20 protein-coding genes are annotated in these 16,923 nt (G+C 41.5%); 17 read left to right on the plus strand and 3 right to left on the minus strand.

Annotated elements, in window-relative coordinates:
• Positions 1–17: 17 nt before the first annotated feature.
• From rpsD to F3G86_RS09000, 17 genes are all read left to right on the plus strand, one after another.
• Positions 18–644, plus strand: coding sequence for a 30S ribosomal protein S4 (gene rpsD / locus F3G86_RS08920; protein WP_149723649.1), 627 nt, complete (start codon positions 18–20; stop codon positions 642–644).
• A gap of 14 nt (positions 645–658) precedes the next feature.
• Positions 659–1,675 carry a DNA-directed RNA polymerase subunit alpha gene (locus F3G86_RS08925; RefSeq protein WP_149723650.1) on the plus strand — a complete coding sequence of 339 codons (1,017 nt, stop codon included), beginning with the start codon at positions 659–661 and terminating at the stop codon, positions 1,673–1,675.
• 11 nt (positions 1,676–1,686) lie between these two features.
• Positions 1,687–2,043, plus strand: coding sequence for a 50S ribosomal protein L17 (gene rplQ, locus F3G86_RS08930; protein WP_149723651.1), 357 nt, complete (start codon positions 1,687–1,689; stop codon positions 2,041–2,043).
• 859 nt (positions 2,044–2,902) lie between these two features.
• Entirely contained in the window at positions 2,903–3,865 is a 963-nt protein-coding gene (locus F3G86_RS08935) for a Cj0814-related protein (protein ID WP_149723652.1), read from the plus strand.
• A gap of 100 nt (positions 3,866–3,965) precedes the next feature.
• Entirely contained in the window at positions 3,966–4,577 is a 612-nt protein-coding gene (locus F3G86_RS08940; RefSeq protein ID WP_148815465.1) for a hypothetical protein, read from the plus strand.
• Entirely contained in the window at positions 4,574–5,323 is a 750-nt protein-coding gene (locus tag F3G86_RS08945; RefSeq protein WP_149723653.1) for an ABC transporter permease, read from the plus strand. Before F3G86_RS08940 ends, F3G86_RS08945 begins: the two co-directional genes overlap by 4 nt.
• Positions 5,320–6,012 (plus strand): ABC transporter ATP-binding protein, encoded by a 693-nt coding sequence (locus F3G86_RS08950; protein ID WP_149723654.1) that lies wholly within the window; start codon positions 5,320–5,322, stop codon positions 6,010–6,012. Before F3G86_RS08945 ends, F3G86_RS08950 begins: the two co-directional genes overlap by 4 nt.
• A 75-nt stretch (positions 6,013–6,087) precedes the next feature.
• Positions 6,088–7,008: an ABC transporter substrate-binding protein gene (locus F3G86_RS08955; RefSeq protein WP_149723655.1), complete on the plus strand. Its 921-nt coding sequence runs from the start codon at positions 6,088–6,090 to the stop codon at positions 7,006–7,008.
• Between the two features lie 136 nt (positions 7,009–7,144).
• Entirely contained in the window at positions 7,145–7,420 is a 276-nt protein-coding gene (locus F3G86_RS08960; RefSeq protein ID WP_002941565.1) for a NifU family protein, read from the plus strand.
• Positions 7,407–7,961, plus strand: a complete 555-nt coding sequence (locus F3G86_RS08965) for a histidine kinase (RefSeq protein ID WP_103581270.1) — start codon at positions 7,407–7,409, stop codon at positions 7,959–7,961. Before F3G86_RS08960 ends, F3G86_RS08965 begins: the two co-directional genes overlap by 14 nt.
• Entirely contained in the window at positions 7,939–9,222 is a 1,284-nt protein-coding gene (locus F3G86_RS08970) for a UDP-N-acetylmuramoyl-L-alanyl-D-glutamate--2,6-diaminopimelate ligase (protein WP_149723656.1), read from the plus strand. Before F3G86_RS08965 ends, F3G86_RS08970 begins: the two co-directional genes overlap by 23 nt.
• Positions 9,223–9,224: 2 nt before the next feature.
• On the plus strand, positions 9,225–9,572 hold the full coding sequence (gene panD, locus F3G86_RS08975; protein ID WP_002941539.1) for an aspartate 1-decarboxylase: 348 nt from the start codon (positions 9,225–9,227) through the stop codon (positions 9,570–9,572).
• Between the two features lie 3 nt (positions 9,573–9,575).
• Positions 9,576–9,890, plus strand: a complete 315-nt coding sequence (locus F3G86_RS08980; RefSeq protein WP_002941513.1) for a YbaB/EbfC family nucleoid-associated protein — start codon at positions 9,576–9,578, stop codon at positions 9,888–9,890.
• Positions 9,887–10,996, plus strand: a complete 1,110-nt coding sequence (locus F3G86_RS08985) for a DUF7488 domain-containing protein (RefSeq protein WP_149723657.1) — start codon at positions 9,887–9,889, stop codon at positions 10,994–10,996. Before F3G86_RS08980 ends, F3G86_RS08985 begins: the two co-directional genes overlap by 4 nt.
• Complete coding sequence (locus F3G86_RS08990; RefSeq protein ID WP_149723658.1) at positions 10,993–11,892, plus strand: polyprenyl synthetase family protein; 900 nt, start codon at positions 10,993–10,995, stop codon at positions 11,890–11,892. The genes F3G86_RS08985 and F3G86_RS08990 overlap by 4 nt, the downstream gene beginning before the upstream one ends.
• 108 nt (positions 11,893–12,000) lie before the next feature.
• Positions 12,001–13,911, plus strand: coding sequence for a transketolase (gene tkt / locus F3G86_RS08995; protein WP_149723659.1), 1,911 nt, complete (start codon positions 12,001–12,003; stop codon positions 13,909–13,911).
• A 59-nt stretch (positions 13,912–13,970) separates the two neighbouring features.
• Complete coding sequence (locus tag F3G86_RS09000; RefSeq protein WP_002941660.1) at positions 13,971–14,765, plus strand: undecaprenyl-diphosphate phosphatase; 795 nt, start codon at positions 13,971–13,973, stop codon at positions 14,763–14,765.
• A 69-nt stretch (positions 14,766–14,834) separates the two neighbouring features.
• On the opposite strand, the gene F3G86_RS09005 is transcribed toward F3G86_RS09000, so the two are convergent.
• Genes F3G86_RS09005 through moaC form a run of 3 tightly spaced genes read right to left on the minus strand, consistent with a single transcriptional unit; the run spans position 14,835 to position 16,800 of the window.
• Positions 14,835–16,073 carry a hypothetical protein gene (locus F3G86_RS09005; RefSeq protein WP_149723660.1) on the minus strand — a complete coding sequence of 413 codons (1,239 nt, stop codon included), beginning with the start codon at positions 16,071–16,073 and terminating at the stop codon, positions 14,835–14,837.
• Between the two features lie 9 nt (positions 16,074–16,082).
• On the minus strand, positions 16,083–16,349 hold the full coding sequence (locus F3G86_RS09010) for an HP0495 family protein (RefSeq protein ID WP_009295275.1): 267 nt from the start codon (positions 16,347–16,349) through the stop codon (positions 16,083–16,085).
• Positions 16,324–16,800, minus strand: coding sequence for a cyclic pyranopterin monophosphate synthase MoaC (gene moaC / locus F3G86_RS09015; protein ID WP_180997186.1), 477 nt, complete (start codon positions 16,798–16,800; stop codon positions 16,324–16,326). The genes F3G86_RS09010 and moaC overlap by 26 nt, the downstream gene beginning before the upstream one ends.
• Positions 16,801–16,923: the final 123 nt, after the last annotated feature.

A 16,923-nucleotide genomic window follows, 5' to 3' on the forward strand; every position in this document is an offset into this window, starting at 1 on the left:
AATTAGGAGAAATTATTATGGCTAGATATACAGGACCTGTTGAAAAATTAGAAAGACGTCTTGGTGTGTCTCTTGCGTTAAAAGGCGAAAGAAGACTTGCTGGTAAAAGTGCTTTAGAAAAAAGACCTTATGCACCAGGACAACATGGACAAAGAAGAGCAAAAATAAGCGAATATGGCTTACAACTTCGCGAGAAGCAAAAAGCTAAATTTATGTATGGCGTTTCAGAGAAACAATTTAGAAGATTGTTCCAAGAAGCAGCACGCCGCGAGGGCAACACTGGTGCTCTTTTGGTTCAACTACTAGAGCAGAGATTAGACAATGTTGTTTACAGAATGGGCTTTGCAACGACTCGTCGTTTTGCTCGTCAGCTTGTAACTCACGGACATATTTTAGTAAATGGCAAGAGAGTGGATATCCCATCTTACAGAGTGGAACCAGGCTCTAAAGTAGAAGTTGCTGAGAAATCTAAAAGCAATCCACAAATCGTTCGCGCGATCGATCTTACAGCTCAAACTGGCATCGTTGCATGGGTAGATGTGGAAAAAGAGAAAAAATTTGGAATTTTCACTAGAAATCCAGAAAGAGAAGAGGTTATCATTCCTGTTGAGGAAAGATTTATAGTAGAGCTTTATTCGAAATAATAGAGGGTATAAAGATGAGAAAGATTACTACATCAGCTTATATGCCAACTGAAATCGAAGTTAAAAGTGTTAGCGAAAATGTTGCTAACATTACAGCATATCCTTTTGAGGCAGGTTATGCTGTTACTTTGGCTCACCCGCTTCGCCGCCTTCTTTACACAAGTACGGTAGGTTTTGCTCCTATTGGTGTAAAGATAAAAGGCGTTAGCCACGAATTTGATAGTATGCGCGGCATGCTTGAAGACGTAGCGTTTTTTATTATAAATTTGAAAAAGATCAGATTTAAGTTAAAAAGCGGCAGTGAGCGTGAAGTTATAGAGTATAGCTTTAAAGGACCAAAAGAGATAACTGGAGCTGACCTAAATAACGACCTAGTTGAGATCGTTAATCCAGACGCATATCTTGCGACTATCAACGAAGATGCTGAGTTAAATTTCTCAGTTATCATCCAAAAAGGTATCGGATATGTTCCTAGTGAAGAGATCAGAGAAGAGATCGAAGACGACTTTATCGCACTTGACGCTTTCTTTACACCAGTTAAAAAAGCAGTTTACGATATACAAAACGTCTTGGTTGAAGATGACCCAGACTACGAGAAAATCGTATTTACGATTACAACAGATGGTCAAGTTGGTCCAGTAGAAGCTTTTAAAAATTGTTTAGAAGCTATGTATCAGCAAATGTCAGTATTTAAAGGAATTTTGGATATTGATGTTAGCGCACCAGTTGCTAGTTCAAGTGCAAGCGGCGAGTTCTCAAAGCTACTTTCTAGTGTAGAAGATCTAAATTTAAGCGCAAGAAGTTTTAACTGTCTTGATAAGGCTGAGATTAGATTTATCGGCGAGCTTGCGTTGATGGACGAAAACGAGCTTAAAGAGCTTAAAAATTTAGGTAAAAAATCTCTTGAAGAGATAAAAGCGGTTATGGAAGAGATAGGCTATCCAGTTGGTGTCGATGTGTTAAAAGATAGCAAAGAGCAACTCAGAAAGAAAATAACCGAGCTAAAATCACAAATGAGTGCAAAAGAATAAAAGGACAATAGATGAGACATAAACACGGATATCGCAAACTTGGTAGAACGTCATCTCATAGATCTGCATTGCTTAAGAATTTAGCGATAGCTATCATCAAAAGCGAAAAGATAGAGACAACTTTACCAAAAGCAAAAGAGCTTAGAAGCTATGTTGAAAAGCTTATCACAAGAGCTAGAAAGGGCGACTCTAACGCTCACAGAGCAGTATTTGCTTCTTTGCAAGACAAAGAGACTACAAATAAACTAGTTACTGAAGTAGCTCCAAAGTTTAAAGAGCGCAATGGTGGCTATACAAGAATCATCAAAACTCGCGTTCGCAGAGGCGACGCAGCTGAGATGGCTTATATAGAGCTAGTAGATGAATAATCCCCAGAGAGCCTGTCTGGCTCTCTTTTCTTTCTAAATTTATCTTTTTACGTTTATTTTTTTAAAAATTTTGTTTTAAATTTATCCATTTTAGTCTGTGGCAAATTTACAAGTCGGCGCATTATAAATTTTTATTTCGTGGCTTTTAGATGAGCTGATGCTATAGGTTAAAATAGTTGGTGTAAGTAAATTTATAGCAGTTTTAAACCACAAAAAGTGAGCAGATACTCTTTAATTTATGCCAAAAATCCCCAAAAAGAAGTCATAAATTTCTAACTCAAATTTACCCATTAAATTTCAAAGTCAACGACATAAATTTCTAAATTTAGAGCCAGCTATTTTTAAATTTCATTTCTGTTTTTGTGATATTTGCTTTAGAGAGTATTTGTATTTTGAGTGGGTCTGGGTCAAATTTATAAGCTATTTTGCGAAGTTTTATGATTAAGGGCTATATATTTAAAATGCAAAACCAAAAGCAGGGCAAATTGTCCATATGAACTACCTCAAATTTAAATTATTTTAAAAAGAAATTTCAAATTTACAATCCAAAAAGCTGTAAAACTCTCACTTTGATAGGTTGCAGAATGGCTTGGTAATGTGGCTGCGAGGGCAGAGATGGTGTAAATTTGCTCTAAATATATGACTTACAGCCAAAACCAAATATATTGGTCAAATGCAATAAAAATGGCGCAGGTAAATTTCAAAAAATAACAAAATAATAAAATATCTAAAAATTAGCCAGCTTCAAACAGCCTAAATTTAAAAGCAAAAAGCTCCATAAATTTCTAAATTTGCTTTTGTATCAAACATTATTTTAAAAAGACGATATTTGTTTTAACTATTTTACAAAGGATTTGAGATGATAGGTGGCGTAAATGGAGCTAATGTAAATTTATATAGTGGCTTTCAAAACATTAGAGAGCAAAGCGCTAGCCATATCAGGCCCAGCACAGACGAAAATTCCTTAAATTTATCATCTCAAAAATTAGTTCAAAACGCCAATCAAAGCAGCGATCAGATAAAATTTCACAAAGATGATGAGCCGCTAAAATTTGCTAGAGATAACTCGCTCACAGGCATAGCTGCTAATGGCAAGATAAGCATCTGGGGCAAGCTCATGGGATACGACAAGCAAATGAGCCAAGATGAAATAGATGAGCTTAAGAGCTTTGTTAGCCAGACTGGAGCGCTTGGCTTTGGGAGACTTTACGAATCGATCATCGGATACTATCCAACAAACGTCGATCTCTTCGCAAAAGAGTACACGTCAAAAGAAGATGGCGGCACCTTGCTCGGACTTGGACACAAGAGCCACGTGGAGGGCTTTGAGATACTTGATAAGGACTTGAGCACTGAGGAGTTCAAGGACAAGTGGCTGGACTATGCGCTGAGGCAGTACCTTGGCGAGAGGGTCGGCGTGGAGAGCATTACAATAGGTAAGAAGGCTATCTCAATGCTAACTAGCACGAACAAGCCACCGATCGAATATGAGACAATGCAAAGTATAAATTTCACTGACGAGCAGAGCAGGCAGAGATTTTTAACGCTTATGAAGGCTGGCATGAAGAGCGGGGCGAAATTTAAAGAGGTAATAGAGGGCGTGCTGTCGCTTTATAATGTGCAAAACACCGACAAGCTTGACGGCAACAAGGTCTATGCCTCGGTGATCGGCCGAAGCGAGAAGCTAGCGACTTACGATATAAATAAGGACGAGAAATTTGCCTATCTTAAGGAGCTAATGCGCCTTGAAAAAAGTGGCATAGATATACTAAAGCTGATGGAGAAAAGCCAGAAAAAGCGAAATTTAGACGTAAAAGTCTAGCTGTTTATAAATTTAACCTCCAAAGCGATATTTTTACTTTCAAGTGATACAATTTTGATTTTAATTATTACATTTTGCTTTAAATTTGACGGGAGCTCTAATGAAAAAACTTGTTTGGCTAAATCCTGTTGTAAAAAATATCTACGACTTTGCAGCGCTTAAAGAAATTTTGCAAAACAAAGGTTTTAGCGTAGTAGAGTGCGAAAAAGACCACGTTAAAAGCGTAAAAAACGCATACAAAAACGCTCTTGCGCAAAAGGAGCTTATTTACGATAGTCGCTGTCCGAGGGCTGTAAATTTCATCAGGGCAAATTTCAAAGAGCAGGCTGCTCTCATCTCAAATTTAAACCCCATTTTAATAGAAAGCGCCATGGAGCTTAGCTCAAAGCTAAAAGAGGATGAGTGGCTTTACGTGACGACGCCCTGTGAGGATCTGGCAGAGCTTGGCAGAGGGCTAAATTTGGCGCGAACTACATTTTTGACGTGGAAGAGTTTTAGGGAGCAAAACGAGATAAATTTAGAGATGCGTAGTATCGAGCAAAGTCCGATACCACCGGGCTTTTTTACAAATTTAGGCGTAAAAACACTAAGCCTTGGTAGTAAAGAGAGGATACAAAACGCCCTTTCATATAAATTTAGCGAGCTTAAAAACTACCAGATCATCGAGCTTTTGTACTGCGAAAACGGCTGTCACAACGGAGATGGGCTGTGAGGGAGATCTTTAAAAAGAGCATTTTGATCCTAGCGATCTTTGTCATCTGGCAGGTCGTTTGCGAGCTAGAAATTTTCACGCCATATATCTTGCCAAGTCCGCTAACTACGCTAAAGACGATGTATAGCATGAGCCTAAGCGGTGAGCTTGCCACGCACACCATCATCAGCTTTAAGCGCATATTTGCAGGCTACGCACTCTCGTTTGCCCTAGCGCTCGTGCTTGGCGGTATAGCGGCACTTTTGCCAAAGATCAGTGTTTATTACGAGTGGATACTAGAGTTTTTTAGAAATATCCCGCCACTTAGTTTGATCGCCATTTTGGTGCTTTGGTTTGGCATAAATGAGACGCCAAAGATCATCATTATCATCCTAGCCTCGTTTTTTCCGATGTTTCTAAGCATCCAAAAGGGGCTAACGAGCTGTGATATAAAGCTCATCGAGGTAGGTAAAATTTTTGGCTTTAGTAAATTTGAGATTTTTTACAAGATCATCTTAAAAAGCGCGCTAAAAGATATCTTTGTCGGCATGCGAATAGGCTTTGGCTACGCCATGCGCGCGATCATCGGAGCGGAGATGATAGCGGCTTCAAGCGGTCTTGGCTATCTCATACTTGACGCCGAGGAGCTCTCACGCGCAGATAGGATATTTGTGGGCATTTTTACGATAGGCATTTGCGGCGTGCTAATAGATAGGCTCTTTTTGCTTTTGATAGCGAAATTTAGCCTTTTGCGAGGTGAGAAATGATAGAAATTTCAAATTTATCCAAGCATTTTTTTATAGGCGAAAAGCGGATCGACGTCTTAAGAGGGCTAAGCTTAAACATAAAAAAAGATAAGATCACCGTCATACTTGGCAGAAGCGGATGTGGCAAAACTACGCTTTTACGCCTCATAGCTGGCCTTGAGAGCGTAAGTCAGGGCGAGATAAAATTTAAAGAGCAAGCAAAGATCGGCTTTGTCTTTCAAGAGCCCCGTCTTATGCCGTTTTTAAATGTTTATGAAAACATTGTATTTGCGCTTAAAAAGCAGGAGATTGAGGCTGAAAAAATCGATAGTTTGATATCGATGATAGGGCTTAGCGACTTTAAATTTGCCGCAGTTTCACAGCTCTCTGGTGGCATGAGCTCGCGCGTTTCGCTTGGTAGAGTGCTTGCGTATGAGGCAAATTTGATCCTAATGGATGAGCCATTTGCTGCGCTTGATGCCTTTACTAGAGCTAGCATGCAGGCTGAAATTTTAAAAATACAAGCTGATAAAACCATCCTTTTTGTCACCCACAACATCGACGAGGCGCTATTTTTGGCTGATGAGATCATCTTGCTCGAAAAGGGCGGGATAAAGTCAAACTACGAGCTATCAAATTTAGCAAAGCCAAGAGATCTGCTAAGCGAGGAGCTAATAGCGATAAAACGCAAAATTTTGAGTGAAATTTAGACAAATAAAATGATAATTAAAACCAAAATGAAGCAAAAGATTATATAATCTTGAAAATTTTTAAAAGGAGTAAGTATGAGAAAGTTTTTTAAAGTTTTGTGCGCGGCCTCTTTGCTTTGTCTAGTCGCAAACGCAAGCGAAGGGTTAGATAAGATCGGCATGACCTACGTCAAATCGCCGCTAAACGTCCCATCGATCGTCGATAAATTTAAAGGCTTTTATGCGAAGTCTTTTGGCGTGCCAGTCGAGTACTCCGAGATCACCTCGGGTGCTAAGCAAACGCAAGCGCTCGCTTCAAATTCGCTCCAGTTTCTAAACTGCGTGGGCGGTACTTCGGTCATACTTGCAGCGGCAAATAAGGCTGATATAAAGATCATAAGCGCCTATTCAAGGGCACCAGAGGCTTTTGTGATATTTTCTAAAGACCAAAATATCAAGTCGCCAAAAGATCTAAAAGGCAAAAAAGTAGCAGGCCCAAAAGGCACGATCCTAAACGAGCTTTTGGTTAGATACCTAGCGCTTGGCGGACTTAGTATAAATGACGTAGAGTTCATCTCTATGGGCATCCCTGCTGCGCAAGCGGCACTTGAAAACGGCAGCGTCGATGCAGCGCTTCTTGCAGGACCAGCGGTCTACAACGCTCAAAAATCAGGCTTAAATGTAGTGACAACTGGCAAAGGCGTCATCACTCCAGTCATCGTCACGGCAACAAGCGGAGAGTTTTATAAAAAGCATAAAGACGTCGTAGAGAAATTTAAAAAGGCTCAGGACGAAATTTTAGACTACATCAAAGCAAACGAGGACGAAGCGCTTAAATTTACAGCCGAGGAGACTGGACTTAGCATAGAGGCGGTAAAGAGCATGTATCCTCAGTACGACTTTAGCTCAAAGATCACGGCTGAAGATATAAAAGCGCTTGAAGCTACGCAAGAATTTATGCTTGAAAGTAAGATGATAGAGCATAAAATCGATATAAAATCACTTCTACTAAACTAAATTTAAAGGGCAAATTTGCCCTTTTTTCTCACAAAAAACCACCAAAATTTAAAGCCAAAACGCCACCAGCAAAAGCCTAGAAAACGTTTGTTTGCACTTTATCTGCTATAATAGCTAAAAAATTTAAGGAAAAAATATGATCCCATTTAGTGATGAAGAGCTTTTAAAACCAGTGACTGCGAGTTTGCAAAAGGTGCTGCCTATGCTTGAAAATGACGGCGGCGGCATGGAGCTACTTGGCATAAAAAACGGCAAAATTTACGTAAGGCTTACAGGGCATTGTCACGGATGTGCAGCCAGCACGACCACGCTAAAATACGGCATCGAAAGGCAACTTCGCATCGATATTCATCCAGAGCTTGAGGTCATAAATGTTCCAATAGGCGAGGAATTTAACATTGATGGATTATAAAAAAGTAGGCATAAGGCACTTTAAACGCTCTAAATTTAAAGATGCGATCTTTTACTTTTCGCTAGCCTACGAGAAAACACGCGAGAAGGATCTGCTATTTTTGATACAAATTTGCTCTCTTGGCGAGGAAAATGCCGAGGAGGCAAAGCTCTTGTTTGACTACTACATGGCTAAGGTAAGAGCTGGCGAGGACGACGAGGGCGTGGAGGAAATTTTAAAAATTTTAGAGTCCAGAGACGAGGAGAGCGAGTATTTTGAAGAGCAAGACGCGATAAGCTACGAGGACTTTAAAAGGGCTGTTTATAAGGACGGCAGCTTTAAAAAGGTATTTGAAAACATCATGTTCTCAACTAAAGTGATGATCTCAAACAAAGACGATTTTTTGGAATTTTTAGGAAATTTGATAAAAAATGACTTCATCGATATGAGCATGAACTACCTTGAGAGTGCGGCGGTGATGTTTGGCGGCGACGAGCGTATAGATCAGCTTTTTAAAGAGATACAAAAAAGACAAAACGATGAAAATATCAGTAGAAAATAGCTTCATAACAGATGACTCAAACGAGTGCGAACAGGGTGCATACTTTGTGCAAACCACTGCAAATGCGAAATTTGCAGTGGCTGCGGTAAAAAACGGTGCTAAGATAATCACTCTTGAAGAGTGCAAAAAGCTTTTAAAAATAGACGAAAATTTAAAGATAGTTGGCATCACAGGCACCAATGGCAAGACCACAACGGCTGCGGCTATCTACGAGACCTTGCGAAATTTAGGCAAGAAATGTGGGCTAAGTGGCACCAGAGGGGCATTTATAGAGGGTGAGCAGATAGATGATAAGGCACTTACGACAAGTGCCATTTTAAAGACGCTCTCATATCTCAAAGCAGCTAGCGAGCAGGGCTGTGAGTACTTCGTGATGGAGGTTAGCTCGCACGCGATCGCTCAAAAGCGCATAGAGAGCTTAAATTTTGCTCTAAAAATTTTTACAAACCTAACTCAAGACCATCTCGACTACCACAAGAGCATGGAGGAGTATGCTAGGGTAAAATCAAGCTTTTTTGACGATGAGAGCGTAAAGCTCATAAATATTGACGATGGCGGAGTTAAATTTAACCCAAAAAACGCTTACACATACGCGATCAAAAAGCCAGCTAGCTTTGCGCCGATAGTTTATGGGCTAAAGGACGGCATAGACGCAGTGATCAAGACGCCAAATGGCGATGTGGAGATAGACTCAAGCCTTCAAGGTGAGTTTAATCTTTACAATCTAATCGCAGCCCTTGGCGCCGTTTGCCTGCTAGAGCGTCCAGACGCAGCAGCACTTTCAAAGGCGATAAGTAAATTTAAAGGCGTGAGCGGTAGGATGGAGGTCGTTAGCACCGATCCGCTAGTCATTGTGGATTTTGCCCATACGCCAGATGGCATCGAAAAGGTGCTAAACTCGCTTAGACATCTAAATTTGATCGCAGTCTTTGGCGCAGGCGGCGACAGAGATAGAACAAAGCGTCCTAAAATGGGAGCGATAGCCCAAAAATACGCAAGAATTTGCATAGTCACTAGTGACAATCCAAGAAGCGAAGAGCCAGAGAGCATAATCGATGAAATTTGCGCTGGCATGAGCCAAAATGAAAATTTGATACGAAACGCCAACCGCAAAGAGGCGATCGCGCTAGCCATTAGCAAGCTTGAGCCTGGCTGGGCGCTTGTCATACTTGGCAAAGGCGACGAGCCATATCAAGAGATAAAGGGCGTCAAGCACCCATTTAGTGACAAAGAAGTAGTAAAAGAGCTTTTAAAGAGGTAAAAATGAATATAGAAATTTTAGCTAGTAAGATCCACAGAGCCGTCGTAACAGACGCAAATTTAAACTATGTTGGCTCGATCAGCATCGGCGAGGAGCTTATAAAAGCTGCAAATTTGATAGAAAATCAAAAGGTTGAAATTTTAGACGTAAATAACGGCGAGAGATTTGCCACTTACGTGATAAAGGGTAAAAAAGGCGAAATTTGCCTAAACGGCGCAGCTGCTAGAAAGGTTTGCGTTGGCGACGTGGTCATCATCGTGGCATATGCTAGTATGAAATTTAAAAAGGCTAAGAAATTTAAGCCAACCATCGTGCATGTAAATAACAAAAACGAGATCATAAAGGAGTAGGCGATGTTTGAGGGATTTGACTTTTCAAAGATGGGGCAGATGCTTGAGGATGTGCAAAAGCAAGCCAAGCAGATGGAAGAAGAGAGCAAAAATAAAGAATTTGGCGCAAAAAGCGGCGGCGGACTAGTGAGCGTGAGAGCAAACGGCAGCGGCGAGATACTTGATATTAGCATAGATGATAGCTTGCTTGAAGATAAAGAGAGCATGCAAATTTTGCTAATAAGCGCCGTAAATGACGTGCTAAAATCAGTTGAGGCTGACAAGAAAAACACCGCTTCAAGGATGCTTGGCGGCCTTGCTTCGATGGGGATAAAATGAGACTAAAATATAAATTTGCCCTTGCATTTTTGCTATCAGCGCTTTGCCTAAACGCCGATCCTAGGCCTACGCAAGAGGACTTTAACGCCTGCTTTGAAAAGAACAAAAACTCAATCGTCTCGGTAAATAAACACTTTGGCGTGGCTATCACTAAAAATTTGATCGCAGTGCCAAAAAGCGAGGGAGCTCCGCTTGGCGAATATGTCAAATTTGACCCATATTTGCAGCTTTTCTTAGTGCGCTCTAGCAAGGAGCTAAGCCCTGTTGTGATGGCCGATGAGACCAATGAGGAGCGCATCAAAAAGAGCACTTGGGTTGGCATCTTAAACGACTCTAATAACACCGTCATGGGTCATATCAAGTCTTTGGGGCAAAATTTAGGCGACTTTGATACGCTAAGCTTCGAGTATAACGCGACTGGCGAGATAAACACTCCTTGTTGTAAGATGATAGGCATAGCTGTTGGAGCTGATAAATTTATACCAAATCGCTATCTAAAGCACTTTGTATCTTACGATGACGTCTATTACGGCGATATCGGCGTGAAATTCTTGCAAAAAGAGGATAAATTTTTTGTGGGTCTTGTCGATCCACTGGGCCGTGGCAAGATGATGATGGTTGATGATGAGCTCGTTAGTATAAATGGCATCAAGCCAAAGAGCCTAAGAGAGCTAAACGAGATGGTGCTTTTTGCTCCAAAGGGCGCAAAACTGGACATCATCGTGAAGCGTGATAGAGAGCAGCTACTCTTTCAAGTGCCAGTAAGCGGGGATGTGAAATTTAACCAAAGCCTTGATATAGACGCTCCTTCAAGCCTTGATCTGCCAAATTTAAACGTCATGCCAAAGTCGCCTGAGAGCTTACTTGATGATAAAGTTTTGGTGGATTATGGTATCACGGTCGATAAAAATTTAGTAGTTACTAAGGTCGAGCCAAAGTCAAATGCCGACATCTTTGGCATCAAAATCGGCGATAAAATTTTAGGCTACAACAAAGAGAGCGTGAGTAGCCGCGAGGAGCTTTTAGAAAAGATCGGCGACCTGCAAAATTTCGTGCTTTTATTTAGTAGAAATGACTTTCAGTTCTTTGCAAGAGTGCCAAAATGAGCCTACTTGAGGACTTCGTAAAATTTCTAAATGCAAATTTGCCAAAGGCGCCTAGCTTTCATCCTTACTACGAGGAGGCGCTTGGTGTTATGCTAAAGGCTGGAGGCAAGCACTTTAGGGCGCTTTTGCTTCTTGGCGTGGTGGAGAGCGTGGATAAAAGCCTCACGCAAAAGGCCATGAGAGTGGCTTTGGGGCTTGAGATGATGCATACATACTCGCTCATCCACGATGATCTGCCTTCGATGGATAACGCAAGCCTAAGACGTGGCACGCCAACGCTTCACGTAACATACGACGAGACGACTGCTATACTTGCAGGAGATGCGCTAAATACGCATGCTTTTTATGAAATTTCACGTGCTGATCTGCCAGCGCAAACACGCATAAAATGCGTGGAAATTTTAAGCGAGAATGCTGGCGTTAGCGGTATGGTGCTAGGTCAGGCGCTTGATTGTTTTTTTGAAAATACAAACAAAGAGGATATCAAAAGAGCAAAGGCTAAATTTGGCCTCTCTGGCAAGATGCTAAGCCTTGATGAGCTAGTCTTTTTACACATCCACAAAACCGCAAAGCTCATCGCTGCTAGCCTAAAAATGGGCGCTGTGATAGTAAATTTAGACGAAACAGAGTGCGAGAAAATTTATGATATCGGACTAAAGCTTGGGCTTGCTTTTCAGATACAAGATGATATCATCGATCTTACAAGCGACGAAGCGGCCGCTGGAAAGCCCGTGCATAACGATCTAGCTAAAAACTCATTTACAAATTTACTTGGTCTATCTGGCGCAAAAAAGAAAAAAGATGAGCTTATTTGCGAGATAGAAGAGGCGCTAAAACAGATAGATGCAAGCATTGCAAAAATGATCTTGGAGCTTACAGACAAGCACCTAAGATAGTGCGTAAATTTCGTAAATTTATATCACTTTTTAGACATTTTGGGCAAAAATGCAAGGCAAGTTTTAATCACTTTTTTGTATAATCTGACGCAATAAAAAGGAGATCATATGCTAAAAAAACAAGCCGATACTATAAGATTTTTGTGCGCTGATATGGTGCAAAACGCTAACAGCGGACACCCAGGTGCTCCTATGGGCCTAGCCGATATCATGGTGGTTTTAAGCAACTTTTTAAAACACAACCCTAAAAATCCAAAATGGCTAAACAGAGATAGGCTCGTTTTTAGCGGTGGTCACGCATCAAGCTTGGTTTATAGCTTCTTGCACCTAAGCGGCTACGATCTAAGCCTAGATGAGCTCAAAAATTTTCGCCAACTTGGCTCAAACACTCCAGGACACCCAGAGATTCACACTCCAGGCGTTGAGATGGCTACTGGCCCGCTTGGTCAAGGCGTAGCAAATGCAGTTGGCCTTGCCATGGCAGAAAAATACGCCGCAAACGTGCTAAATGAGCCAGATAATAAAATAATCGATCATAAAATTTACTGCCTTTGCGGCGACGGCGACCTTGAAGAGGGCATAAGCTACGAGGCATGTTCGATCGCAGGAAATTTAAGACTAGACAACCTTGTGCTAATCTACGACTCAAACAATATCACGATCGAGGGCGACACAGCGATCGCATTTAGCGAGGACGTCAAGGCAAGATTTGAGGCGCAGGGCTGGGAGGTCGCACGCATCGACGGACACGACTACAACCAGATCGAATTTGCTCTTGAGCAAGCAAGCGAGAAAGAGTCGCCATATCTCATCATCGCAAATACACACATAGCACGTGGCGCAATGGAGCTTGAGGGCAGCCACCACAGCCACGGCGCACCACTTGGCGAGGAGATCATCAAAAAGGCAAAGGCTGCAGCGGGCTTTGACCCTGAGAAGAAATTTGCTATCGACGAGGACGTGCTTTTAAGATTTAGAGGTGCAGTTGAAAAGGGCGATCTTGAAGAGGCGATGTGGAACAAAAAGGTTGAAGCGTTAAGCATTGAAGGCAAAAATTTATTAAACTCACTTCTTAATCCAGACTTTAGCAAGATCGAATTTCCAGACTTTAGCGACAAAAAGCTAGCCACAAGAGATACAAACCACGTCATTTTAAACGAGATAGCTAAAAAACTCCCTGGTTTTATCGGCGGTAGCGCTGATCTTGCTCCGTCAAACAAGACTGAGCTAAAGGGCATGGGCGACTTCCCAAATGGCAAAAATATCCACTACGGCATCAGAGAACACGCCATGGCAGCGATCAACAACGGCATCGCTAGATACGGCCTTTTCTTGCCATTTTCAGCGACATTTTTCATCTTTAGCGACTATCTAAAGCCAAGTGCAAGGATAGCAGCGCTAATGGGCATCAAGCACTTTTTTGTCTTCACGCATGATAGCATCGGCGTTGGCGAAGATGGTCCGACACATCAGCCAATAGAACAGCTTAGCACATTTAGAGCGATGCCAAATTTCTACACTTTCCGCCCAGCTGACGGCAACGAAAACGCAGCTAGCTGGCAAGTGGCTCTAAATTTAAACGCTCCAAGCGCATTTGTGCTTAGCCGCCAAGGACTTGATCCACTTGCAAAAGGTGAATTTGGCGAGGTTGGCAATGGCGCATATCTTTTAAGTTCAGCAAAAGAAGCAAAGATCACATTTATAGCAAGCGGTAGTGAGGTCTCACTCTGCGTAAAAGCAGCTGCACTTCTAGCTGAGCAGGGCATCGGTGCAAATATCGTATCAGCGCCTTGTTTTGATCTACTTTGCGAGCAGCCAGCTGAGTATGTGGCTAGAATTTTAGATAAAAATACAACCATTATCGCAGTTGAGGCCGCAACTGGCTATGAGTGGTATAAATTTGCCGACGCAGTTTATGGCATGAACAGCTTTGGCGCTAGCGGCAAGGCAAATGAACTATTTGACCACTTCGGATTTACTCCGCAAAAGCTTGCAAATTTTGCTAGCGAACTTATATAAAATTTAACTTTGGGGAGTAAAATCCCCAGCTGCAATCTAAAATCAAAAAAAGGCATTTTATGGAAATTTCTCACGTTATCGTTTTGGCCTTGGTGCAAGGCATAAGCGAGTTTTTGCCGATATCAAGCTCGGCTCATCTCATCTTGGTGCCAAAGCTACTTGGCTGGCCAGATCAAGGGCTTGCTTTTGACGTGGCAGTGCATGTTGGTACGCTAAGCGCGATACTTTTTTATTTTAAAGATACGATTTTTAAGCTGCTTCGCGACTTTTTTGCCTCGATAGCACAAAGAAAGATGGTGGGCGATAGCTTGCTTGTCTGGTGCGTGGGATTTGCCACTATCCCGGTTGGCATCTTTGGACTTTTGTTCAACAACGTGATCGAAGAGTACGCAAGAAGCGGCGTTGTGATCGCTGTTACTACGATCATCTTTGGCATCGCACTTTACTTTGCTGATCTTCGCTCAACAAACAAAAGCGAATACGAAATGACCATAAAATTTGCTCTTATTATAGGCTTAGCGCAGGCTGTGGCGCTCATCCCTGGCGTCTCAAGATCAGGCATAACGATGACAGCGGCCTTGTTTTTGGGCTTTAGCCATAAAGGCAGTGCAAATTTCTCATTTTTACTTTCGATACCTGTCATCATCCTAGCTGGCGGACTTGAGAGTATCAAACTAATCAAAGATCCAAATGCTCTGCCTTGGAGCGACATCGCCCTTGGCGTCATCATAAGTGCAGTTAGTGCTTATATCTGCGTGAAGCTATTTATGGGGATCATCTCAAGGATCAGGATGCTACCTTTTGTCATCTACCGCTTGATCTTGGGTGCGTTTTTGCTCTATCTGTTTTTATAAATTTAAGTTGTAAAATGGCTAAGCTAAGACCTAGCCAAAATGATAAATTTGCCAAAAAGCTTGGCAAATTTACTCCTCTTTTTTATCTTTTTTTATGACGTTTAAAAAGTCTTTTGCGGCTTGATATGCCCTGTCGCCAAATTTCTTAGCTTCTGATTTTATATCCATTTGTTTGATGTCTTCAAGCTTGTCGTTCGCCTTTTTCTCAAACTCTGCGATATCTTGCTTGAGGCCTTCAAGCTTGTCATTAGCGTCAAAATTTAGCTTTAGCTTTTTGCTCTTGTCGTTTAGCTCTTGCTTTAGGGCTTCAAATTTATTGTTTGCCTCGCTCATAAGCTTTGCAACGCCGTTTGACTTTAGCTCTTCAAGCCTTGAGCTGATCTGCTCCATCGCTTGATCGCTTATGCGTTTAAATTTTGCTAGATTTGTGTCAAGCTCGCTATTTATCACGCTTTCGATCTCGCTTTTAGCCACGCCGTCAAATTCATTTTCAAGCTCTTTAAGAAGCGCTATAAACTCTTCATCCACGTTTTTTAAATTTAAAAGCTGTGAGTTTAGCCTTAGCTCATCTGGAGCAAATTTCGCCTCATCTTTTAGCTTCTCAATAGCTCTTAAGATGCCATCTCTTGTGCCATTTATTGCGCCTTTTATGAGCTCTTTTGCAAAGATATGCCCCTCATTTGCTAAATTTCCAGCTGCACTGATGATATTTTTTGAAATTTCAAACATTCGCTCTTTGCTAAACTCCCCGCCTCTTATCGCGGCGTAGGTCATATTTTTAGCTATCGCGCCAGCAGTCTCTTCGACATCCTTTGCGCCTTCAAGCGTCGTTAAAAAGGCGATTTGAGCGCTCTCTTTTAAGATGCCAAGCATCCTTGTTTCTCTGATAATGGCGTTATTTAAAAGCTCTAAAATTTCCTCTTTTTCGCCAAAATCTCTATCTTTTACGACCTCTTCAGCCGCTTCAAATGAAATTTTTAGCCTATTTTTTATCTCTTCACGCTTTGTCTCGATCGCTCTATTTATCTCATCTCTTTTATCAAATAACTCATAAAGCTCCTTCTCTTCGCCGCTAACTAGGGCCTGATTTATCCCCTCCATAGCACTTTTTAGGTTTTTAGCATTTATGAGGCTCTCTTTATCCATCTTGTCGTAAAGCTCGTTCATCTTTTGCTTCAAAAGATCAGGCAGTGCGCTTTCGTCTTTGTCTGAGACGTCCTTAAAAAAGTCGTTGCAAAGAGCCTTTATGCTAGTTAGTAGCCCCTCGCTATCTTTATAATCACGTAAATTTTGCTCAAGTTTATCCATATTTTTGCCTTATAAAACGTATTTTGCTTCGTGTTTTAGCGCTGAAAAAATCTCTAGCCTCTCTTCTTCGCTTAAAACTAGCACGGCTAGATCGTAGCTAGCGTATTTTTTATCTTTGCTAAATTTTGAAAAAACTAGCTTAAATTCTCTATCTTTTACTATCTCTTTTACCTTCTCTTCGGCATTTACGCCAGCGTCAAATATCACTTTGTACTCCCAGTGTGTTGGGTAGTCTATTTTTGCCTTTTTATTATTTAGATCGCATATATTCGCCACTTTTGCCTCCTGTTTTGCTCTCTAGTACGATGTTACTGATCTCCATGCCCTTATCTATGGCTTTTACCATGTCATAAATGGTAAGAAGTCCCACACTCACGCCTGTTAGAGCCTCCATCTCAACGCCTGTTTTGCCCTCTATCTTGACGCTCACATAAAGCTTAAAAGCGCAAATTTCAGGCAGCTCCTCAATATCACAATCCACACCCAAAATGGCTAGTGGATGGCACATAGGTATTAGCTCACTTGTCTTTTTAGCGCCCATTATCGCAGCGACGACGGCTGTTTGGATGACTGGGCCTTTTTTGCCGGTATTTTCTTTGATCGCCTTAAAAGCATCTTTGCTCATTTTGATGATCCCGCTAGCAGTTGCTACTCTTTTAGTTGGATCCTTTGGGCTTACATCGACCATCTTTGGACGGTCTTTTTCATCTAAATGTGTTAGCATTATCTCTCCTTTTTTTGGTGGATTATAGCCTATTTAAGCAAATTTAAGTTATCAGCAAATTTAAGCAAAAAAATATCAAAAATCTAAAATTTAAGCTTTGCTCAAAACACAAGAGCGATTTTTCAT

This window comes from Campylobacter concisus (genome assembly GCF_902460595.1).
GTDB classification, from domain to species: Bacteria; Campylobacterota; Campylobacteria; order Campylobacterales; family Campylobacteraceae; genus Campylobacter_A; species Campylobacter_A concisus_BL.